15 protein-coding genes are annotated in these 22653 nt (G+C 67.8%); 9 read left to right on the forward strand and 6 right to left on the reverse strand.

Translation table 11 applies throughout. The features are described 5' to 3' along the window. Positions 1 to 341 precede the first annotated feature (341 nt). The 7 genes from A5789_RS17205 to A5789_RS17235 are packed head-to-tail and all read left to right on the forward strand — an operon-like array spanning position 342 to position 13935. The gene (locus tag A5789_RS17205; RefSeq protein WP_231956648.1) at positions 342 to 6665 is read left to right on the forward strand and encodes a type I polyketide synthase; all 6324 of its coding nucleotides are present in this window, start codon (positions 342 to 344) and stop codon (positions 6663 to 6665) included. A gap of 8 nt (positions 6666 to 6673) precedes the next feature. Next, complete coding sequence (locus A5789_RS17210; RefSeq protein ID WP_064907219.1) at positions 6674 to 8044, forward strand: aminotransferase class I/II-fold pyridoxal phosphate-dependent enzyme; 1371 nt, start codon at positions 6674 to 6676, stop codon at positions 8042 to 8044. Next, on the forward strand, positions 8041 to 10050 hold the full coding sequence (locus tag A5789_RS17215; protein ID WP_197516625.1) for a CRTAC1 family protein: 2010 nt from the start codon (positions 8041 to 8043) through the stop codon (positions 10048 to 10050). The genes A5789_RS17210 and A5789_RS17215 overlap by 4 nt, the downstream gene beginning before the upstream one ends. Beyond that, positions 10047 to 11087, forward strand: coding sequence for an RnfABCDGE type electron transport complex subunit D (locus A5789_RS17220; RefSeq protein WP_155525826.1), 1041 nt, complete (start codon positions 10047 to 10049; stop codon positions 11085 to 11087). Before A5789_RS17215 ends, A5789_RS17220 begins: the two co-directional genes overlap by 4 nt. A 37-nt stretch (positions 11088 to 11124) precedes the next feature. After that, entirely contained in the window at positions 11125 to 12096 is a 972-nt protein-coding gene (locus tag A5789_RS17225) for a DUF1702 family protein (protein WP_064907220.1), read from the forward strand. Then, on the forward strand, positions 12093 to 12893 hold the full coding sequence (locus tag A5789_RS17230) for an SDR family oxidoreductase (RefSeq protein ID WP_155525825.1): 801 nt from the start codon (positions 12093 to 12095) through the stop codon (positions 12891 to 12893). Before A5789_RS17225 ends, A5789_RS17230 begins: the two co-directional genes overlap by 4 nt. 28 nt (positions 12894 to 12921) lie before the next feature. Beyond that, on the forward strand, positions 12922 to 13935 hold the full coding sequence (locus A5789_RS17235) for a hypothetical protein (RefSeq protein WP_064907222.1): 1014 nt from the start codon (positions 12922 to 12924) through the stop codon (positions 13933 to 13935). Between the two features lie 62 nt (positions 13936 to 13997). Here A5789_RS17235 and A5789_RS17240 read toward each other — a convergent pair whose 3' ends face one another. Together A5789_RS17240 and A5789_RS17245 are read right to left on the reverse strand one after the other, a co-directional pair. Further along, on the reverse strand, positions 13998 to 14432 hold the full coding sequence (locus A5789_RS17240; RefSeq protein ID WP_146098785.1) for a protease inhibitor I42 family protein: 435 nt from the start codon (positions 14430 to 14432) through the stop codon (positions 13998 to 14000). 47 nt (positions 14433 to 14479) lie between these two features. Further along, the gene (locus A5789_RS17245) at positions 14480 to 15286 is read right to left on the reverse strand and encodes an SAM-dependent methyltransferase (RefSeq protein ID WP_063018166.1); all 807 of its coding nucleotides are present in this window, start codon (positions 15284 to 15286) and stop codon (positions 14480 to 14482) included. Positions 15287 to 15402: 116 nt separating this feature from the next. On the opposite strand from A5789_RS17245, the gene A5789_RS17250 reads away from it, so the two are divergent. Continuing rightward, complete coding sequence (locus A5789_RS17250) at positions 15403 to 17571, forward strand: bifunctional diguanylate cyclase/phosphodiesterase (protein ID WP_063018168.1); 2169 nt, start codon at positions 15403 to 15405, stop codon at positions 17569 to 17571. A gap of 69 nt (positions 17572 to 17640) precedes the next feature. Here the strand turns inward: A5789_RS17250 and A5789_RS17255 are convergent, their stop codons facing one another. Together A5789_RS17255 and A5789_RS17260 are read right to left on the reverse strand one after the other, a co-directional pair. Then, a complete protein-coding gene (locus tag A5789_RS17255) occupies positions 17641 to 19254 on the reverse strand; it encodes an MFS transporter (protein ID WP_064901654.1) in 1614 nt (537 codons plus the stop codon). 334 nt (positions 19255 to 19588) lie between these two features. Further along, a complete protein-coding gene (locus tag A5789_RS17260; RefSeq protein ID WP_063018199.1) occupies positions 19589 to 19924 on the reverse strand; it encodes a MerR family transcriptional regulator in 336 nt (111 codons plus the stop codon). 63 nt (positions 19925 to 19987) lie between these two features. Between A5789_RS17260 and A5789_RS17265 the strand changes: the two genes are divergently transcribed. Next, complete coding sequence (locus A5789_RS17265) at positions 19988 to 21151, forward strand: MFS transporter (RefSeq protein ID WP_064923333.1); 1164 nt, start codon at positions 19988 to 19990, stop codon at positions 21149 to 21151. Here A5789_RS17265 and A5789_RS17270 read toward each other — a convergent pair. Together A5789_RS17270 and A5789_RS17275 are read right to left on the reverse strand one after the other, a co-directional pair. Then, a complete protein-coding gene (locus tag A5789_RS17270) occupies positions 21138 to 21656 on the reverse strand; it encodes a DoxX family protein (RefSeq protein WP_063018174.1) in 519 nt (172 codons plus the stop codon). The two genes, A5789_RS17265 and A5789_RS17270, sit on opposite strands and share 14 nt — an antisense overlap. Positions 21657 to 21874: 218 nt before the next feature. Continuing rightward, positions 21875 to 22653 (reverse strand): alpha/beta hydrolase family protein (locus tag A5789_RS17275; protein WP_064927297.1); only part of this gene is annotated, 779 nt, incomplete at its 5' end.

The raw sequence follows: 22653 nt of genomic DNA on the forward strand, positions 1-22653 counted from the left end.
ATGTCATGAATCGCGGTGACATTGTTATTTCACCGGGCCCGGCGCGCACGCCGGCCGATAACGATGTCATTGTTCGATCATATGGCGCAGATGGCCGCAAATAACATCGTCATGGCTCGGACATAATCACTGTCGAGCTCCGGGAAATAACATCGTCAGCCCGAAAATAACACTGTCAGCAGGCCGGATGTCATTTCTAAAATTCAGCGCACCATGCCCTCGAGTCAACTCTCACAACGACTTTCGACAATTCTCCAACCGCCGCGAGCGGTTCGTATCTATGCTCCCTGTTGTTCGTATATGAATGGTTCGACCGCTTCCGTGCACATGTGCACGACTCGGTGCAGACAATCAGAGGACCGCGCAATGTCCGATGCAGCAATCGTCGGGATCGGCTGTCGTTTCCCGGCGGTATCGACGGTCCGGACTCGTTCTGGGATTTCGTGCTCCGCCGCGGCGACGGCGTCGTCGAGGTCCCGGCGGATCGGTGGAGTCTCGACAAGTTCTACGACCCGGATCCCGACGCCCCCGGGCGCATGTACACCCGTCACGGCGGCTTCCTGACGCAATCGCTGTGGGATTTCGACGCCGACTTCTTCGGCATCTCCCAGCGCGAGGCCGCCATCCTGGACCCGCAGCAGCGGCTGTTGCTCGAGGTGGCCTGGGAGGCACTCGACGACGGCGGGATGGCCGGGCGGGTCGGCGGGCGCGATATCGGCGTATTCGTCGGCGGCTTCATGATGGACAACGCGGTGAGCCGCAATATCGTTCGCGCCTCGATCAATTCGCACACCCCGACCAGTTCCTCGCACACGCTGCTCTCGGCCCGGATCGCGTTCCTGCTCGATCTGCACGGGCCGACCATGACCATCGACACCGCATGTTCGTCCTCCCTGGTGGCGCTGCACCAGGCCGTGCGAGCGCTGGAGACCGGAGAATGTTCGGCGGCGATCGTCGGGGGCACCAACGCGATGCTGCAGCCGGAGACGTTCGTCTCCATGTGCAAGGGCCGGTTCCTGGCCGTGGACGGGCACTGCAAATCCTTCGACGCCGACGCCGACGGGTACGGCCGCGGTGAAGGTGCCGGTGCGATCGTCGTCAAACCGCTCGACGCGGCGGTCCGTGACGGCGACCGCATCTACGCCGTGGTGCGCGGCAGCGGGGTGAATCAGGACGGGCGCACCCTGGCCGTGCCGGTCCCGAATCCGGTTGCGCAGCAGCAGCTCGCCGAGCGGGTGCGGCAGCAGGCGGGGATCGCCGCGCACGACATCGGCTTCGTCGAGGCGCACGGCACCGGAACTCCGGTGGGCGATCCGATCGAGATGACCGCGCTGGGCGCGGTGTACGGGGCCGTGCCGGAACGCACGGAGGCGCTGCCGGTCGGGTCGGTGAAGAACAATATCGGGCACACCGAGGCCGCGGCGGGCGTCGCCGGCGTTATCAAGGCCGCGCTCACCGTGCATCACCGCACGATCGCCCCGCAGGCACGGCTGGACAAGCCCAATCCGGAGATCGATTTCGACGGCCTGGGCCTGCGGGTGCCGTTGCGCGCCGAACCGCTGCGACAGCCGGTGGTCGCCGTCAACAGCTTCGGCTACGGCGGAACCAACGCGCATGTGCTGATCGGGCCGGCGCCCGAGACGGCCGAACCAGCCCGCACCGCATCGTCTTTGCCCGTCCTGCCGTTGTCGGCGCGAAACGAGTCCGCGCTGCGCGTGCTGGCGGCCGAGCTGTGCGTGGCATCGGATGCGGTGCCGCCGCACCACCTGACCGCCGCGGCATGGGTGCGGCGCGCACACCACCCGCTGCGCACGGCCTTCTTCTACACCGACGGCGACGATCTCCGAGCGCAGCTGACCGAATTCGCGGCCGGTGGCGGCCGGACACCCGCACGAGCGATCTCCGAGGGGAGCACGGATCCGGTGTTCGTGTTCAGCGGAATGGGGCCGCAGTGGTGGGCGATGGGCCGGGCTCTGCTCGAAGCCGACGGTCCCGGCGCCGCCGCCGCTCGCGAGATCGATCGAGAGTTCCGGGCACTGGCCGGCTGGTCGGTTCTCGCGGAATTGCTCTGTGACGAAGACGATTCGCGGATCACCCGCACCGAGATCGCCCAGCCGGCGAACTTCGTCGTGCAGGCAGCGCTCACGGCCGAGCTGGCCGCGCTGGGGATCCGTCCGGCCGCGGTGGTCGGTCACAGCGTCGGCGAGGTGACCGCTGCCTACGTATCCGGTTCGCTGACAGCGGCGCAGGCGGTCGCGGTGAGCTATCACCGTTCCCGGTTGCAGGCCACCACCGCGCACACCGGCGGCATGCTGGCCGTCGGTCTCGCGGAGGCCGAGGCGCGGGAACTGGCGGCAGACGCCTCCGGCATCGATATCGCGGCGGTGAACAGTCCCTCGGCGGTCACACTGGCAGGCGATGTGACGGTACTGCGCGACCTCGCCGACCGCCTCACCGCCGACGGCACGTTCGCACGGATGTTGCGGGTGGAAGTGCCGTATCACAGTCGCCGCATGGATCCCGTTCTCGACGAGCTGCGCACCGAACTCGCGGCCCTGTCCCCCGCGGCGGCCACGATTCCGGCCTACTCCACGGTCACCGCACAGCGCGCGACCGGTGACGATTGGGATGCCGACTACTGGTGCCACAATGTGCGCGACACGGTACGGTTCGCCGACACCGTCGCCACGATGCTCGCCGACGGGCACCGGGTGTTCCTGGAGATCGGTGCGCATCCCGTCCTCAGCGGCAGCATCCGCGAAATCCTGCTGGATCACGGCGTGACCGGGGCCGCCGTGCCGACGCTGGCCCGCGGTGGTGACGACCACGCGAATCTGCACAACGCCCTCGCCGACCTCTACCGCGCGGGAACGCTCGACGGTGACCGGCTGCCTGCCGGAATCGACACGGCCACACCGCATCTGGACCTGCCACGCTATCCGTGGCAGCGCCGGCGCATCTGGTCGCAACAGCCGGAGACCGAACTCGACCGGCTCGGCACGCCCGGCGGGTACGCCCTGCTCGGCGACCGCACCGCGGCCACCGCACCGGAATGGGAGGTGCAGCTGTCGGTATCGAATCTGCCGTGGCTGCACGACCATGTGGTCGCGCAGGCGGTCGTGCTGCCCGGCGCCGCCTACCTCGACGCCGCGCTCAGTGCGGTCGCCGCGCGCACCGGCCGCGACACCTTCGGCCTGGAAGGGGTCGAATTCGTCAGCCCGCTGGTGATCGACGACCACGATGTACCGGTCGTGCGGATCGGCGTGGAGGAGAGCACCCGGCGTTTCACGATCCGATCCCGCCCGGCCACCGGCTCGGACTGGACGGTCAACGCCTACGGCCGGCTCGTCGAGGCCGATATCGACTCCTGTCGCATCGACACCGATCCCGCACCCGATGCGGTCGAGATCGCCAGCGACACCGTCTACGAGCGAATGGCCGCACACGGGCTCCGCTACGGTCCCGCCTTCCGCCGGTTACGCCACATCGCCGTCGGCGCCGACACCGTGCTCGCCCGCGTCGACGGCAGCGATCGCGATCGCGCCCACCGCCATCTGGCGCACCCCGCCATCGTCGATGCCGCGTTGCAGTGCTTCGCGGCGCTGTACGCGAACAAGTCCGGCCCGCAGCCCGATTCGGACGACGATGTCGTCGTTCCCGCGTCGATATCGGGAGTCCGCCGACACGGCCCCCTGCCGGAGGATCCGGTGGTGGTCGTGACGCGCGATCCGGCCGACGCGCTGCGTGCCGACGTCCGGATCGCCGCCCCCGACGGCACGGTCGCGATGAGCCTGCTCGGGGTGCGGTTCCGTAACCTCACCGCCACACGCTCACTCACCGAACGGCTCGACGAGCTGTTCTACGAACCGGTCTGGGAGATCGTCACCGACGGCGGCGACCCCGCGGCCGCCCCGGCTCCGGACGAGGCGTTCGTGGTGATCAATCTCGGGGCGCAGATCTGCCAGCGCGCCAAGGAGATCGCCACGTCGCGAACGGTCGAGCCGGTGACGGTCGGTGAACACTCCGGGGCGTACGACGCCGCCGCGCTCGCCGATCTGTTCCGGACCGGCGCGCGGGACTCGGGCAGACTGCGCGTGGTGGTCGCCGCCGGTGAGGATCTCGACCCCGCCGCCGGCGTACACGGCACGGCAGAGGTCGCCCGCGCGGTGAAACAGCTTCTCGCCGAAACGGATTCGGGTGCGGTCGAGGTCCGGGGTGTGATCGTCACCGAGAACGCGTTGTGTCTGCCGATCGACGATTTCGCCCGCCTCGACCATGCGGCGCTCACCGGCGCCCGCCGCGAACTGCTCAACGAACTACCGGCCGGGCACTGGCGGCTCGTCGATACCGAACCCGGCACGCCCGCCGCCGACATCATCGAACGAATCTACGCCGACACCAGCATCGACGAGGTGGCGTTGCGGGCCGGTGCGTGCTGGACGATTCGCTGGCGGCACACTCTCCCGGCGCATATCCGGGAGTGGGAAACCCCCGCGCCGCTGGTGGATCCGCAGCAGTCGTATCGACTCGACATCCCGCGGTCGCGGTTGCTTCCCGATCTGGCCCTGGCCACCGCGGACCGAGTCGCCCCCGGCCCGGACGAGGTCGAGATCCGGATGCGGGCGGTGGGCCTGAACTACAAGGACGCGCTGAAGGTGCTCGGTGTGCTCACCGAGCGTGAACTCGAGGGCACCTTCTTCGGCACCGAGATCGGGATGGACGGATACGGCGTCGTCGAACGGGTCGGCAGCGCGGTGACCGGGATCGCGCCGGGCGACGAGATCTTCGTCGTCGCACCCGGAATCGTGCGCAAGTTCGTCACCCTGCGCACCGATACCGGCGCCACCACCGTAATGGACATCTTCGAGCCCGGCACCTTCGATCCGCTGCATTGCACCTCGGTCATGCCGCTGTTCACCGCGGAGATCGGGTTGCGGGAGCTGGCGCGCGTGCAACCGGGTGAGACCGTACTCGTGCACGGCGCGGCCGGCGGTATGGGTATGGCGGCGCTCCAGGTCGCGCTGCGGCTCGGCGCCCGGGTCATCGCGACCGCGGGCACCGCCGAGCGCCGCGAACGGGTGCGGGCGGCGGGCGCCCACGAGGTACTGTCCTCGCGGTCGATCGGATTCGTCGACGAGGTGCTGCGACTGACCGGCGGCGCGGGCGCCGATGTGGTCTACAGTTCGGCGCCGGGTGAGATCCTGCAGCAGAACTTCCGGGTCGCGGGAGAATTCGGCCGCATCGTCGATATCGGCAAGGCCGACATCTACGGATCGGGAACCATCGATCTGCGGCCCTTCGACCGCAACCTGTCGTTCTTCGCCGTCGATATCGACCGCATCCTCGCCCGCCGCCCGGAGCAGGTCCGGCGGGCCGCGCGGCGCGTTGTGCAGGCCCTGCATGCGGGCGAGTACACGCCGCTGCCGAATACCGTCTTCGGCCTGGACGAGCTGAGCGCGGCCTTCGAGACGGTCGCTCGCTCGGCGCAGATCGGGCGGGTGGCACTGGATCTGCGCGCGGACCACCCGCAGGTACGGCATCTGCCCCGCGAGGTCGACATCGACCCGGCGGCGAGCTATCTCGTCACCGGCGGATTCGGCGCCTTCGGACTCGCGACGGCCCGGCAGTTGGTGCGACGCGGCGCCCGCAATCTGGTTTTGGTGGGTCGCGGCGGCGCTCGCACCGCGGCCGCCCGCGCACAACTCGCCCGCTTCGCCGCCGACGGAGTACGGGTGCGCGCCGAACGGGTCGATGTCGCCGACTACGACGCCGTGGCGGCTCTGCTGGACCGGATCGCCGCCGACGGAGCACCGCTACGCGGACTCGTCCACGCCGCGGGCGTGGTCAACAACACCGAGATACCCGAGGTCACTCCGGAATCGCTGCACGAGATATTCCGGCCGAAAGTGCTCGGCGCGCTCAATCTCGACCGGGCCACCCGTGCCGCCGGACTGGACCTGGACCTGTTCGTCCTCTACGCCTCGGCCAGCGGAATCGCCGGGCTGTCGCCCCAATTGGGTTATGCCGCAGCGAATTCCGTCCTGGACACCCTGGCCTGGACGCGGCGCGCACAGGGGCTGGCGGCGATCTCGGTGGATTGGGGGTTCATGCGCGGCGACGGCGGGATGGCCGATTCGCGGGCGGTGTCGCGCTATGCCGAGATGACCGGTTACGGCTCCCTGGACATGGATTTCGCGACCGCGCTGCTGTGGGAAACCCTGCGGCTGCCGGTCACCCAGTGCGCGATCCTCGACATCGATTGGAGCCAATGGGCGCTGGCGCACCGATCCTCGGCACGCGCACCACGCTTCGCCGAACTGGTAGCGGCCGCCGGGGGCGGCGCGGTCGGCGTCGGCGCGCTGCGCGCGGAAATTCTGGCACTGGATTCCGAACAGCGCGGCGAGGTGGTCGCCTGTCTGCTCGCCGAGCAACTGGCGATCGTGCTCGGCGTCGATGCCGACACCGTGGATCTGGCGACACCCACCAGCGAACTCGGCCTCGATTCGCTGATGGCCATGGAATTCGGCGCGCGTGTGGTGAAAAGCCTCGGCGTGAAGATGTCGGTGCTGTCCATCGGCGCCGGCCTGTCGCTGGCCGGTCTCGGGGTGAAGATCGCCGCCCAGATCGCCCAGGAAGAAGCAACGTCCGACCGTACGGCAGCGTGAGGAGCCCGATGACGACCGACAGTATGGATGCGCGGGCGGTGGCCCGGGCCCTGATGTCCAAACACGATCCCGGCAGCGGCGGCGCGCAGACCGCGGCCACCGCGGCGGTCACCGTCGCGACGACGACCGAAACACCGGTGCGCCGCACCGATTTCCGCGACCACCCGGGCGTGGTCGAGGCGGCCGAGAAGTGGGCGCGGTTCGACAGTTGGGCCACCGCGGCCGGAGTGCTGAACCCGTATTACCTGCCGCACGAGGGTGTCAGCGGGGCGCGGACCCGCTTCGCGGGCCGGGACATGCTGAACTTCAGCAGTTTCGGATATCTGGATCTGGCCGCGGAACCGCGGGTGCAGGCCGCCGCGGCGGCCGCGATCGATACGTACGGCACCTCGGCGGCCGCGGTGCGGCTGGTCGCCGGTGAACTTCCGCTCTACCGTGAGCTCGAATCCGAGCTGGCGCGCATCTACGACACCGACGCGGCGATCGTGACGTCCAGCGGATTCCTCACCAACGCCGCCGCGGTGGCCTTCCTGCTCGGCAAACGCGATCTGGCGGTGTGCGATTCGCTGATCCACAACAGCATCGTCTCCGGCACCGAATGGGCGGGCTGCCGGCGGGTGACGTTCCGGCACAACGATCCCGACTCGCTGGAAGCGATACTGCGGATGTCGCGGCGGTCCTTCGACCGCGCGATGGTCCTGCTCGAGGGTGTTTACAGCATGGACGGCGACATCGTGCGGCTGCCCGAGATCATCGAGGTCGCACGGCGTTACGACTGTTCGGTCATGATCGACGAGGCGCATTCGTTCGGTGTACTCGGCGAGCGCGGCCTCGGCGCACGAGAGCTGTTCGACCTGCCCGGCGACGCCGTGGACGTGTGGATGGGCACGCTGTCGAAGGCGCTCGGCAGCGTCGGCGGGTATCTGGCCGCCAACCGGGAACTGGTGGACGGCTTCAAATACTCCGCCGCCGGTCTGAGCATGTACACCGCCTCACCCGCACCGTCGGCCGCCGCGGCAGCACTGGAAGGGCTGGCCGTCCTGCACGACGAACCGCAGCGGGTCGCCGCGCTGCGTCACAACAGCCGGTATTTCCTCACGCGCGCAAGGGAATTGGGCTTCGACACCGGCAACGGCGCCGGTACCCCCATCACGCCGATCATCACCGGCGCCGACGAACCGGCGGTGCGCGCGTCGATGCAACTGCTCGAGCACGACGTGATGGCGAATGCGATCGGCCATCCGGTCGTCCCCGCCGGCCAGGCGCGCCTGCGATTCTTCGTCAACTGCCGCCACACCGAGGACCAGCTCGACGTGGCACTGAGCACCCTGCGCCGGATATTCGACGGCTTCACCACGGAAGAGGGCCCGAACTCGTGAAACTGCCCGTCTCGACCTCTCTGCTACGCAAAGCGCTGGTGCCGCTGGCATCCCTCGCGCTGATGGGAATTCTGCTGGTGCCCGCGCATTCGGCCATGGTCGCACCGGTATCCGACGATCCGAACGGAGCGGCGGCGCACCGATTCCACTTCACCGAGATGCCGATCGCGCTACCACCGGGGCTGCCCCAGCGCACGATCCGCCATATCGAGCCCCGCTACGAACACGTGGTGGCGTGGATGTCGTCGGTCAACTCGGCGGTGGCCATCAACGACATCGACGGCAACGGCAAGGCCGACGATCTGTGCCTGGTCGACTCGCGGTCCGATTCGGTGATCGTCACCCCGGCGCCCGACAGCGACACCACCCGCTACGCCCCCTTCGTCCTGAATCCGGCCCCGCTGCCGACCGACGACAAGATGGCACCGACCGGATGCATCCCCGGCGACTTCGACCATTCCGGCCGAATGGGCCTGCTGGTGTACTACGGCGGCCGCACGCCGATCGTGTTCCTGCCGCGTGCCGGCGCCGCGAAACTGGACAACAGCGCGTTCAAACCGGTCGAGCTCGTGCCCTCCCCCGCGGCTCCCGACGGGAGTTATCACGGGGCGCGCTGGTTCACCCTCGCCGCATCCGTCGCCGATTTCGACGGCAGCGGCAATCCGAGCGTCTTCATCGGAAACTATTTTCCCGACAGCGATTTCATCGGCCCGGACGGCACCCACAGCCTGACGCTCAACGAGTCGTTCTCCAAGGCGACCAACGCCGGCAGCGACCACCTGCTCACCTTCGAACGCGCCACCGGCGGCGCCGATCCCACCGTGGATTACCGCGAAGTGTTCAACGCCTTCCCGGAGGGCACCACCAACGGCTGGACCATCGCGACCGCCACCCAGGATCTGACCGGCACCGGCCTGCCGTCGCTGTACGTGGCCAACGATATGGGACCCGACCGGCTGTTCGTGAACCGCTCGACCCCCGGTGCGATCAGGTTCACCCTCGCCGAGGGCACGCGCGGGCCCACCGATCCGAAATCCTTCGTGCTGGGCCATGATTCGTTCAAAGGCATGGGCGCGGACTTCGGCGACCTCGACGGTGACGGTATGCCCGACCTGTTCGTCAGCAATATCGCGCAGCGGTGGGGCATCGTCGAGGCGAACCTCGCCTTCATGAACACCGCCCGAAGCCCGAAAGAAGCCGCGGAGAAGCTGAATTCGGGTGTCGCTCCCTTCCGCAACGAATCGGTGCGCAAGGGCCTGGCCTGGGACGGCTGGTCATGGGACACCAAGATCGACGACTTCGACAACAGCGGCCGTCCGCAGATCGTGCAGAGCAACGGCATGTTCAAAGGCAAGACCACGCGCTGGCCGCAGGTGCAGGAGATGGCCACGATGAACGACGATCTGACGAAATATCCCTGGGCCTGGCCGAAGTACACCGCCGACTCGGATCTGGCCGGCAACAACCGGATGGGCTTCTTCGTCCAGGACGCCGACGGCAATTTCACCAACATCTCACCCGCTCTGAACGTCTTCGCGGCGACCCCGACCAGGGGTATCGCGGTGGGCGATTCCACCGGCACCGGACGGCTGAGCTTCGCCGTCGCGCGCCAGTGGGAGGCACCGGTCTACTACCGCAACGATTCTCCCGATCTCGGGCAGTATCTCGGCCTGCGCCTGTTCACCCCACCCACCAACACCGCCTCGAGGGGCACCACGATCGCCGGTCAGCCGATCCTCGGCTCCCCCGCCCTCGGCGCGGAGGTCACCGTCACCACTCCGGACGGGAAACCGCATGTGGCCCAGCTCGACGGCGGCAGCGGCCACGCCGGCAAGCGCGCCACCGAAATCCACCTGGGCCTCGGCGAGATCGACGCCGCGACACCCTTGCCGGTCACGCTGAGCTGGCGCGACAACCACGGCGGATTCCACACCCAGCAACTGCAACTGCGGCCCGGCCGCCACACCCTGGTTCTCGATTCCGACGCGCGGGAGGTCACCCGGTGAGCGCACAGAATACCGATCACAGCGGCGACGCTCCCGATCGTTCGGAGCTGCCCCGGTGGCGAAGGATCATCGGCGTCGACAAGGAGGGGCGGGATCCGCGTTATCTCGCCCTGCGCAACTTCGCGGCCTCGCTGACGTTCTTCAATATCCTCGGCTTCCTCTGGCTCGGTTTCGAGCAGCCGTGGTTGTGGCCGTTCCTGTCCGCGGCGACCGCCTACGTCGTCGAACTGTTACTGGAAACCCTTGCCGCGTGGGCCTATCGGCGGCGGCCGGGATATCTCGGTAACGGGTTACGCGGGCTGATGGTGTTCCTGATGCCGGCGCACATCACCGGCCTGGCCTTCAACTTCCTGATGTACGCGGCGGATCGATTTCTGCCGATCATGTTCGGCATCACCGTCGCCGTCGGCACCAAATGGGTGCTGCGGGCCAAGATCAACGGCAAGATGAAACACTTCATGAACCCGTCGAATTTCGGGATCGTCGTATCGCTTCTGCTCTTTCCGCAGATCGCGATAGTCGGTCCGTACCACTTCGTGGAGAACATCTCGGGAGCGGCCGACGCGCTGATCGTCCTGGGCCTGCTGATGGCCGGAACCATGTTGAACGCCAAGCTCACCAAGAAAACGCCGCTGATCCTCGCCTGGCTGGCGGCATTCGTCCTGCAGGCCGTGCTGCGCGGCCTGTTCGAACCGGATATCTCGATGATCGCCGCGCTGACGCCGATCACCGGTCTGGCATTCGTGCTCTACACCAACTACATGATCACCGACCCCGCGACCTCACCCTTCGGCACCCGCAATCAAATCGCGTTCGGGGCATCGGTCGGCATCATGTACGGGATCCTGATGGTGCTGCACGTGTCGTTCGGACTGTTCTTCGCCCTCGTGATCGTCTGTGCCGCCCGCGGCGTCTACTGGTGGTCGCGCAATATCCGCGAACGGCTCGCCCGCCGCGCCGAATTCGACCGCGATCCGGTTCCGGTGCCGATCCAGGAGCCACTGCCCGCACCCGAACCCACGCCGGTCCCCTCCTGACCGAAAAGCACTTCGCAGCAACAGAATCGAGACCACCATGCCTTCCGTCTTCGGACCGGTCCGCTCCCTCCTGCTCGGCACCGGCTCCCAGGAACCGCCGCTGAACCGACCGGGATTCGCGGCCCCCAGCCCGGCCACCGCCGCCGAACTCGAACGTGTCGCCACCCATCTGGCCTCCAGTATCGATATGGCGGTGCGCAGCAAGAACAACGACGAGGTGATCGCCACGATCGCCGCACTGCCGGAGCAGTATCGAGGTTTCGCGTTCGAGGGCGCCGCGACGGGATTGGCCGCCGTCGACTCGATCACCCCGTTCGGCCGCCGCGCGCACGATTTGATCGCCGGTCCGGCCGCGAAACACGATCTGACCATGTACGTCGGGGTGGGCCTGGCGATGGGCCGGATCCCGAAAGCGTTGTGGCGCAAGACTCTCCCGAAACACGAGAGCTATCGATGGCTGGCCCTGGACGGGTACGGCTTCTACAACGCCTTCTTCCACACCGAGAAATGGGTCGGCCGTCACTACGTCGACAACCGCCTGCCGCGGTGGATGGGTGATCCGGCGCCCCTGCACCGCGCCATCGATCAGGGGATCGGCCGGGCGCTGTGGTTCATCGGCGGCGGCTCGGTCGACGGGGTGGCGAAGATGATCGAGGAATTCGAGAGCACCCGCCACCCCGACCTCTGGGACGGCATCGGCATCGCCACCACGTTCGCCGGCGGGGTCGAGGTCGCCGATCTGGAGGCGATCCTGGCCCGCGTGCCGCAATTCCGGACCCAGCTGGCCGCCGGCGCGGCCATGGTCGCCAAGATCCGGCAGCAGGCCGACAGTGCCACCGCGCATACCCACGTCGCCGTGCGCACCTATACCGGACGCGGCATCGACGAGGCCGCCGCGCTCATCGATCGCGCCTTCGCCGACGTCCCGCAGGACGGCACGGCCGGCGCCTATGTGGCCTGGCGCGACCGGCTGGGCGTCCTCGCCGCGGCACCGGGAGACGACGCGTGAGCGTGGACTGGACCGGCCGTCATGTCATGGTGACCGGCGGCTCGGAAGGGATCGGCGCCGCCGTGGCGACTGCCTTCGCCCGCCGCGGCGCGCGCGTGTCGATCATCGCGCGGCGCGAAGCGGTGCTGGCCGCCACCGCGCGGCGCATCGGCGCCGAATGGGCCGTCGCCGATGTCACCGACCGGGCCGGGCTTGCCGCCGCGATCAAGGATCTCGAAGCGCGGCAGGGCGATTGCGCCGTCCTGGCGTGCTGTGCCGGGCTCACCCTGCCGGGCCGGTTCCTCGATCTGGCCGACGACGAGTTCGATATCCAGATGCAGGCCAATTACCTGGGCTCGGTATACGCCGTGCGTAGCGTCTACCCCGGGATGGTCGAACGCGGTCGCGGCAATATCCTGCTGCTCAGTTCCACCTCGGCATTTCTCGGCATCGTCGGCTACTCGAGTTACGGGCCGACCAAGGCCGGCGTACGACAGCTGGGCCTGTGCCTGCGCTACGAGGCCGAGCCGCACGGGATCTCGGTATCGGTGCTGTATCCGGCCGACACCGATACCCCCGGCCTGCTGCGCGAGAATCTGCGCAAGCCTGCCGAAACCAAGGCCATCACGGGGTCGATCGCGCCGATGCCCGCCGACCGGGTCGCCGAGGTCGCCGTGCGCGGAATGGAACGCGGCCGGGCCCACATCACCGTCGATCCGCTGACCGCGTTCTTCCTGCGCTGGGCCAATATCCCGGAAGACTTCGCGCGACCGTTCTTCCGCCGCAGCATCGCGAAGGCACGCGCGTCGCGGCCATGAGAACCGCCCCACCGGAAGGACATTCGCCGTGGCAGGCACCGTAGACTACGCCACCGGATCGCTGCGCGCGCAGCTGCACCGCATCTTCAGTCCCGGCCCGGGCGAAGACGGCATCGCGCTGTCGGTCCATCTGCGGCTGCATTACGCGCTGTGGCTGACCAGACCGGAGATCGCTCCCATGTCGGTGGGCATCATGGCCGCCGACGTCCTGTTCAGCGCGCGGTCGTGGGACGAGATCCTGACGGTACCGATGCTGGTGGCCTCGCTCATGCTCGCCGCCGCGATCCAGCTGCTGCACGTCGCCAACTGCCTGGCCGACCGCTGGGTGGACGTGGACTACAAATCGAAGTTCTCGCGGATGGTGCGTGATCTCGGGGTGCGGTTCGTGGCCCGCCAGATCTACGCGACCATCGCGTTCATCGGCGTGTCCGCGCTGTATCTGACGTGGGCGACCGGCCATCCGGATCTGCTGCCGCTGATCGTGCTCGGAACCGTATTGCTGCTGCAATATTCGCTGCCACCATGGCATTTCAAGGCCTCGGGGCTCTGGCAGATCCCCTTCACCTATCTGATGACGATGGTCTTCCCCGGCCTGGTCGTGCTGCGGCTCTACGACCGTGGCATCGAAGTCGCGGCACTGGTGGCGATCCTCGGAATGGGCCTGACGCTCACGGGGCTGTTCTCGATCAATACCGCCGAGGACATCCCCGAGGACGCCGAACACGACATCCTGACCTCCGTGCGCGCGCTGGGGCTGCGGACCTCGCTGATCGAGTCGTTCACCCGGGTGCTGGTAGGTGCGCTGATGGTGGCCGGCGGGACCCTGGCCCTGCGCGGTGGGATCTGGAGTCTGGTGCCCTACGGGGCCGGCGTGCTGATCGCGCTCGGTTTCGTGGGCAGCACGCTGGTGCGGGTGTGGTCGGCGGATCTCGATGCCGCGATGCCGGTGCTGCGTGCGCGAGCGAAGTTCTTCACCGCGATGGTGGCGTTGGTGTCGTGGGTCACCGTCGTTCCCGCGGCGGCCGTCTTCGCCGCGCGCTGAACGGTTCCGGTATGCGAACGGCCCGTCCCTTCCGGTGACGGGCCGTTTCGATATCGAAAGTACTACCGCACGGTGACGGTCATCGAGAACCGCTGGCCCGGGTTGGCCTGATCCCACGGCCGCACCGACACCAGGCTCAGGCGGGTGCTGCCGGCGCGGGCGGCGGTGAAGGTCCACACGCTGGTACCGGGCGCACCCGGCATCGAGCTGCCCGGCCGGAACACCGGGTCACCCTCCTGAGCGAGCACCCCGCGGTCGACTTCGCCGATCTGCCAGACGTATCCGGTCGTCGGGTTGTCGGGCAGGGCCACCGCCAGTTCCTGTCCGACGTCGAGGGTCGTGGTTCCGCCGTCGCCGTCGGTACCGACGATGATCGGCTCCGATACCGCCTGCACGGCACCGGGCACAGCGGGAATCGGGTCGGCCCCGGCAACCGCATTCGCCCCACCGGCCGTCAGCGCCAGACCGAACACAACCATCAGCAAAGGTGTACGCACCGCATTCCTTCCATATTCAAACGGGCGTCCACACCCTACAGTCGCGCTCAGTTCAGCAACGCCAAACCGCCATAGGCACCGGAGAATTCGGGATGCTCCCCCACGTCCGCCGGATTGTCGGGCCGCCACAGCGGCAGATGCACCAGTCCGGGTTCCAGCAGCGGCCAGTCGTGGAAGAATCCCGCGATATGGTCCTTGTCGCGCAGCACGATTTCGGTCGAGGTTCGTCCCGAGAGCTTCTGCGCCTCCAGCACTTCGACCGGCTGCCCGTCGGCGGTGGCATGGGTGATCGCGAGATAGCTGCCCGGGGCGACGGCTTGCTGCAGCCGTGCCACACATCCGGCCGGATCTGCCTCGTCCGGGACGAAATGCAGGACGCCCAACAGCAATACGGCGATCGGCCGGTCGAAGTCCAGCACCTCCCGCACCAGCGGATCGTTCAGAATCGTGTCCGGCTCGGCGACATCGGCCTGCACGACCGTCGCATGCGGGTTGCCGTCCAGGATCGCCCGGCTGTGCGCCACCGCCACCGGGTCGATATCGACGTAGACGACACGGGCCTGCGGATTGCGCGCCTGCGCCACCTCGTGCACATTGCCGACGGTCGGAATGCCCGAGCCCAGATCCAGGAATTGCGTGATACCCGCGTCGACCAGATGACGCACGCAGCGGCGCAACAGATCTCGGTTGGCGCGCATGGTTTCGGCGACATTCGGGGTGAACGACTCGATCTGGCGGGCCAGCGTGCGATCGATCTCGAAATTGTGCATCCCGCCGACGAAATAGTCGTACACCCGCGATGCGCTGGGCCGATCCAGGTCGATACCTTCCGGCGCCCAACTAGGTCTGGTCATCGCAACCTCTCTGGAATCCAACCCCGCCGGAAGGCGAAGCCACGCAATCGTATTCGACAGGTGTGCGAAACTCCCGCGGTTCACACGAAGTCCACGCCCCGGCTACCATCATCGACATGGCGTGGGATGGGTCCGAACACGACGGTCCGCACGCCGACCTGGCGCACCGGTGGGCAGCGGCGCTCGGCGGCGGGGTCCGCGATCACGTCGTACCCATGAGCGTTTCCGAGGCCCGCCAGTTGCTGGTCACCCTCGCCCGGGGGTTGATCGACGCCGCCGACTCCGGCGGTACCGCGCGGGTCGCCGAACTGGGCGGCGATCTGGCCCGCGCTCATTTCGTCGGCGACGAGGTCCTCGGCCGCACCATGACGGTGCTGGCCACCTACTTCGCCGAACTCGACATCGCCTCCGGCCGGGCCGCGGAATTGATCGGCGCCTTCGCCGGCGGTTACGTGCGCGCCTTCCGGGCCTGGCTGCTCAGCGAACAGGAAAGTGTGCGCACCGCCGATATCGCGGCGCGCAGTGTGGTGGAGGAACAGTTGCGCGCCAGTGAGGCCCGATTGCGGGCCGTGTTCTCCCAGGCCGGGATCGGCACGGGTCTGTCGGATATGACCGGCCGGATCATCGAGGTCAACAACGCGTTCGCCGCCATGCTCGGCTACGAACCGGAACAGATGTACGAACTCGAGGTCACCGACCTCACCCATCCCGACGATCCGCCGGGCATGTGGGAGCTGTACGCGGGCGTGCTGCGCGGGGACCACGATCACGCGCAGATGGAGAAGGCGTATCGCCATCGCGACGGGCACACCGTGTGGACCAATATCAACGTATCGCTGATCCGTGACGACCACGGCCGACCGCAGTACACGCTGGTGCTGGTCGAAGACATCTCCGAACAGCGCGAGTTGCGCGAGCGCCTGAGCTACCGGGCCCATCACGATCCGCTCACCGGCCTGGCCAACCGGTCCCGGTTCTTCGACGCGCTCACCGAGGCCTTCGCCGATCCGGACGCGCGAGTCGGCCTGTGCTATGTCGACCTGGACCATTTCAAGGCCGTCAACGACACCTTCGGCCACTCCATCGGCGACGAACTGCTCACCCGCGCGGCGGCGCGGCTGTGCGCGTGCGCGGTCGGGGAGAACAATCTCGTGGCCCGGATGGGCGGCGACGAATTCGTCATTCTGGTGCCCCGCACCCGCCGCCGGCGCGAACTGATCGATCTGGCCCGCACGGTGCTCGACGCGTTCACCGTGCCGTTCGACATCGACGGGCACCGGTTGCGGATCGGGGTGAGTATCGGCGTCATCTCCGAACAGGCCGCCGAAACCACCACGGAAGAACTCCTGCAGGCAGCCGATTCCACCATGTACTGGGCCAAGACCGACGGCCGCGGCCGCTACGCGGTCTTCGACCCCAGCCGGCGCCGCCGCGAGCACACCCGCGCCGAACTACTCGCCGATCTTCCGGGCGCGCTGGCCCGCGGCGAATTCTTCCTCGACTACCAGCCGATCGTGGATCTCGGCGACCACCGGCCGGTCGCGGTGGAGGCCCTGGTGCGCTGGCACCACCCGCAGCTGGGAATTCTGAGTCCGGCCCGGTTCATCGACCTGGCCGAGGGCGGCGGCCACATCATCGCGCTCGGCACGGTGGTGCTGGAGCAGGCGTGCCGGGAAGGCCGGCGCTGGTGCGACCGCTTCGGCGACAAGGCGCCGGTGGTGAGTGTGAACGTCTCGGCGGAGGAGGTCGCCGATCCGGCCTGGCTCGAACGGGTGCAGAAGATCGTCGCCGACACCGGAATCCCGCCGGACCGGCTGCAATTGGAGCTCACCGAACGCACCTTCATGCACGCCATCGGCCGGCCGCTGCAGGCGCTGCACACCCTCGCCGAATCCGGAATCCGCATCGCCATCGACGATTTCGGCACCGGGTATTCCAATCTGGCCTATCTGGGCCAGCTTCCGCTGCACGTGGTGAAATTGGCGGGGCCGTTCATCCATCGCATCCGCAATGCGGGCACGGTCGGCCGCAGCGATCTGCTGATCCTGGAGACGATCATCGATCTCAGCCACGATCTGGGCCTGAGCGTGACCGCGGAATGCGTGGAGACCCGGCATCAGGCCGACCGGCTGCTCGGACTGCAGTGCGATACCGCCCAGGGCTGGTACTTCCACCACCCGGTGCATGCCGACGTGATCGCGGATCTGCTCGAACGCGAACTCGAAGCCCCGGGGTCGCCGCCGCTCGAGCTGCCCGGCACACCGCCGAAACCGCACGGCCTCTGACTGTTCCACGCACGCGGGCGGTGCGGTGGCCCGCACCGGCCACCGCACCGCCCGCGTGGTGTCCCGGAATCAGAACGCCGTACCACCGGTGGCCGCGCTGCGGCCGTGCTTCATGAACACCACACCGACGAGCGCGACAGCGGCGGCCACGGCCACGAAGTAGAAGCCGAGCTCATATCCGCGGTCGGCGAACAACAGCGGAATATCTTTGGTGGCCACATGCTTTCCCGCCACCGAGATATCGGCGCGCACCGGATTGGCGTTGAGGAACGCGGTCGCCACCGCGATGCCGATCGCGGCGCCCATCGACTGCATCACCCCGAGCATGCCCGCGCTGATGCCCTGCTGTTCGGCCGGGACGCCCTCCACGATGAGGTTCGGCGTCGAGGCGTAGTACAGACCGAAGGCAAGGCCGTACACGGCGCTGATCAGGGCGATCACACTCCAGCCGTGGTCGAGCATCGCATAGGCCAGCCCGCTGAGCACCATCACCACCAGCGCCGACATCAGCGGCAGCCGCGCACCGGAGCGGCGGATCCAGAACCCGGCGACCAGTCCGGCGATCATGCCGAGCACCGCCTGCGCCAAGGCCACGTGCACCGCGAATCCGAGCAGCGTCAGATTGTCGCCGTAGGTGTAGCCCGGATTCAGGCTCACCTGCACGGCCTGCGCCGGCAGCATCTGCCCGGTCTGGGCGTGGATCTCGGCGAGCGTGCCCTGCACGACACCGGCGGTGACATCCGCGGCGGGCGGCGACTGGGTCATGTACCCCACCGCGTAGCCCTGGTATCCGATCGTGAACGACGCCAGCAGCGAGACGAACAACACCACGCTCACTCGCGGGTGGAACAGCAGCTTCATATCCATGATCGGTTGCCGCACACGCATTTCCACGATCGGGAAGGCGGCGAGCAGCACGAGTCCGACGACCAGCCAGGCGAGAGTCGACGGCTTCGCCCAGCCCCAATCCTGCCCCTTGTCGAGGTAGATCAGCGTCAGCACCGCACCCGTGGCCAGCAGCACCGCGCCGATCACATCCAGTCGCTGCGGCGTGCGCAGCCGCGACTCCGGCACGATCAGCGCGACCAGCGGCAGCATGATCAGGGTGAAGACGAACAGGAACCAGAAGATCGCCCGCCAGCTGTGGTGGTCAACGATGTAGCCGCCGATCAGCGGTCCGGCCACGGCCGAAACACCCAGGCCGGTGGAGGCCACACCCAGCCCGATCGGCACGTACTTGCGGGGCATGAGGTCGCGGATCAGGCCGTAGGAGATCACCGCGGTCGCGATCGCGGTGGCCTGCAGACCTCGCCCGACCAGGAAGATCATCCAGTTGCTGGTGATCGCGCACAGCGCGCAGCCGATCAGAAACAGCACCCCGCAGAGCAGGAACATCCGCTTCTTGCCCCAGATATCGCTCATCTTGCCGATCAGCGGCGAGGCCGCGGCGCCGATGACGCCGAAGATGATGATCGCCCAGTTGATATTCGCGCCCTGGTCGGGAAAGGTCGGCGCGATCTGGCGCAATGCCGCCGACACCATGACGAATTGCATCGGGGCGACCTCGGTGAACAGCACAATCACCGCCAGCACGGTGAAAATGCGCAGTTTGGACGCGCCGTCGAGGCGGCCGGTGGTATCGACCGGCTCCGACGGTGTCGTCGCTTCGAGGGAGGTGGACATATGCCCTCCGGAGTGACAGGTGAACAAGATGGCGTGAACCGTGTCACATTCCAGGTGGTCCGAATATCACCGAACCCGCTCAGTGGGACCGAACTCGCGCATCTCCATGTCGCGCGACACCGCGACAGGGCACAATGCTCTGATGCTCGATGTGTACTACGGCGTGTTCCTTCTCCTGGTCGAGGGAGAGCGGCTGAGCCAAATCTTCGGAGTTTCGCTCGTCTCCGGAAATCCCTGAGTCCGAGAGCGATTCACTCCCCTCCGGCCGACCTGGCCGACTCACCAAATAGCCGGTAGCCAGCCTAAACAACACGGAGTGGGCGATCGAGGTGCGCTAGGTGGTCGCGAGCAGATCGTCCAGCAACGATCGGGTGTGGACGAGTCGGTCGATATCACCGGTGATGCGGCGACGCTCCACTTCCAGTCGTTCGCGGCAGCCGTCCAACAGCAGGGAATCACCCGACAGGCAGGACAGGATCTCACCGATGAGGTCCATATGCAGCCCGGCCGCGAGCAGGGTGCGGATATGCGCCACCGTGCGGACGTCGGAGTCGCCGAAGACGCGATATCCGGCGGCGGTTCGCTCCGGCTTCAGCACACCTCGTTCCTCGTAGTACCGCAGTGCGCGCACACTCACCCCGGTGCGCTCGGCCAACTCTCCGATCTTCACCTGGCGCTCCGTTCGCTGTTCGGGCTTGACTCTCACGTGGACGTGAGAGTTTAGCGTCCCAGCATGCTCCGACTCCTCATCCTCATATTCTGCGTATTCAGCGTCACCACCGGCGAATTCGTCGTCGCCGGAATCCTGCCCGAGGTCGCCGGCGACCTCGGGGTCAGCGTCGGCGCCGCCGGTCTGCTGGTCACCGCGTACGCCGCCGGCATGATCATCGGCGGGCCGCTGCTCACCGCCGTGACGGCCGGACTCGATCGGAAACGCCTGATGGTGGCCCTGCTGGCCGTCGCCGGCGTCGGCAATGCCGTCTCCGCCCTCGCGCCCGACTTCCGGCTGCTGTTGGCGGCCCGGTTGCTCACCGCACTGGTGACCTCGACGTTCTTCGCCCAGGCCGTCGTGATCGCGGTACGGTCCGCGGCCCCGGAGCGGGCCGGAACCATGGTGGCCCGCTTGGCATTCGGCATGAACCTGGCGATGATCCTCGGAGCTCCGATCGGCACCCGGATCGGCAGTCAGTGGGGTTGGCGGGCGACCTTCGCCACGATCGCGGTCGCCTGCCTGATCGGCCTCGTCTCGGTCGCCCGGGCGTTCCCCTCCGCGGCCGGCGCGGAGCGGACCTCGGCCGTCGCGGAGTTGCGGGTCCTGCGGCGGGGGCCGGTGCTGGTGGCGCTGGCGATCACCGCGGTCGGCAACGTCGGCGCGCTGATGGTGTTCAGCTACCTCGCCCCGCTGCTCACGAACCTGGGTGGGCATCCCGCCGGCCGCCTGCCACTACTGCTGCTCGCCTACGGCGTCGGCGCGACGATCGGCAATCTCGTCGGCGGCACGCTCTACGACCGCAACCCACGGTTCGCTCAACCCGCGCTGCTCGGGCTGCTGGCCGCGACCTTCGTGGGCGCGTGGTTCGTCGCGACCGTCACCGCGCTCACCGTGGTCGCGGTCGTCGCGATCGGTCTGCTCGGCTTCGCCGTCATCCCCGGAATGCAGGCGCGCGTGATGACAACCGCCGCCGCGGCACCCACCCTGGCGATCGCCGTCAACGCCTCCGGCTACCAACTCGCCGCGGCCGCCGCGGGACTCGTCGGCGGACTGATCGCCGACTCGCCCGCAGGCCCCCGCCCCCTCTATCTCGTCGCCGCCGGCCTCACCGTCTGCGGCTTGCTCATGACCGCCACGACCACTCGTGCGTCCCAGCCCGAGGACGTCGCCGTCATGGTGGATTGACCCGCCCACCGGCAGACACGCGCCCCGCCGGTGACGGACCGGCGGGCCGTGCGATCAGCGCATCCAGCGACCAGCGGCCGGGCCCCACCCATAGCAGGAAGATCAATCCGAGCAGCATCGCGAAATCGGTGCGCGCGTCGTGAGCCATTCCCCAGAAACCCTGCACTCCACCGAATCCGCCCGGGCGCAGCTCACGCACTTTGGTCAGCGCGATCGCCAGCACGATGTCGATGAGCAGCGGCACCGCGGCCAGTCGGGTCAGCAGACCGAGCACGACCAAGGCGCCGCACACGATTTCGACGACGCCGTCGAGGTCGGCGAAGAACGTCGGCGCCGGTATCCCGATCTTGTCGAATCGACCCGGTCCCAGCGCGTGCGGGTAGACGAACTTCTGAATCCCCTCACTGAGGAACACCAGTCCCACCGCCAACCGGATACAGATCACCGCCGGCGGACCCTCGGGGCCCAGTATCTTCGACCACGACCACTGCTGCGCTTCCGCCATGAGACTTCGCCTCCCGACATCGCTACCTGGTTCCGCATCCGACCCTACGGCGAGCGCACCGCCGCGGACTGCGGATACGGCTCTGCCACTGCGCGCGATTCCGGGAGGTCTCGCCGACGAAGACGACCCGGCGGCGTGCCTTGTGAGCGACACGCCGCCGGGTGGCGGTCCGCGGACCGCCGACGATCCGCACAGCGGAAAGCGTCGGCGAATCAGTATCAGCCGATGTTGGCCGACAAGTCCGGAGCCATCCGATACACCTCGTCACGCCAGTTGTTCCAGGCGTGGATGCCCGCGGCCGGGAAGTCGTAGGCGATGTTCTGCGCGCCCAGTGACGCCATCCGCACCTGGAATGCGCGGGTGTTCACCAGTGCGAGGGCCTCGAGTCCCATGCCGTTGACGGTGCCCATATTCGGTCCGTCGGTGGCGGTGGGGATGCCGCTGCCGGCCGAGATCCACAGCCGCGTGTTGTTCTGAATCAACCTGGGTGCGAACACGAACGGGTCCATCCGCAGCCACTGCGGGCCCCACGGCGGAGCCATCGCATCGACGTTGTAACCGCCGGCATCGAGCATCGCGACGCGGATCGCCTCGCGCATACCCGGCGCCGAGATGTTGAGGTAACCGGAGAACGAGCCGGCGAAGCTGAACTGATCGGGATGGTAGGCGGCCAGGGTCAGCGCGGCGCTACCGCCCATCGACAGGCCGAAGACGCCGTTGCGGTCGGCCCGGAATCCCAGGCGGTCGCGCAGCGCGCCGCGCAGGTTCTGCGTCAGAAAGGTCTCCCACTTGTAGGTGTAGGACTTACCCGGCCCAGCCGAAAACGCCTGCAGCGCACCGGATCCCGATGTCGAACCGGACGAGGAGCCAGAGCCCGGCGCGACGCCGAGGAAGCTCGACGGGGCGTTCCAGTCCGCGTAGAAGCTGGACTGTCCGCCGACCGGCATCACCACGTTGATATTCCACGAGGTCAGCAGGTGCGCGATATCGGTTTCGA

This window comes from Nocardia sp. 852002-51101_SCH5132738, assembly GCF_001665695.1.
GTDB lineage: Bacteria > Actinomycetota > Actinomycetes > Mycobacteriales > Mycobacteriaceae > Nocardia > Nocardia nova.

What these genes read in the sequence shown, in the direction of transcription:
- A5789_RS17210 (WP_064907219.1), top strand. Translation starts at nt 6,674, where the DNA reads ATGACGACCGACAGTATGGATGCGCGGGCGGTGGCCCGGGCCCTGATG.
- A5789_RS17225 (WP_064907220.1), top strand. Translation starts at nt 11,125, where the DNA reads ATGCCTTCCGTCTTCGGACCGGTCCGCTCCCTCCTGCTCGGCACCGGC.
- A5789_RS17245 (WP_063018166.1), bottom strand. Translation starts at nt 15,286, where the DNA reads ATGACCAGACCTAGTTGGGCGCCGGAAGGTATCGACCTGGATCGGCCC.
- A5789_RS17250 (WP_063018168.1), top strand. Translation starts at nt 15,403, where the DNA reads ATGGCGTGGGATGGGTCCGAACACGACGGTCCGCACGCCGACCTGGCG.
- A5789_RS17255 (WP_064901654.1), bottom strand. Translation starts at nt 19,254, where the DNA reads ATGTCCACCTCCCTCGAAGCGACGACACCGTCGGAGCCGGTCGATACC.
- A5789_RS17265 (WP_064923333.1), top strand. Translation starts at nt 19,988, where the DNA reads ATGCTCCGACTCCTCATCCTCATATTCTGCGTATTCAGCGTCACCACC.
- A5789_RS17270 (WP_063018174.1), bottom strand. Translation starts at nt 21,656, where the DNA reads ATGGCGGAAGCGCAGCAGTGGTCGTGGTCGAAGATACTGGGCCCCGAG.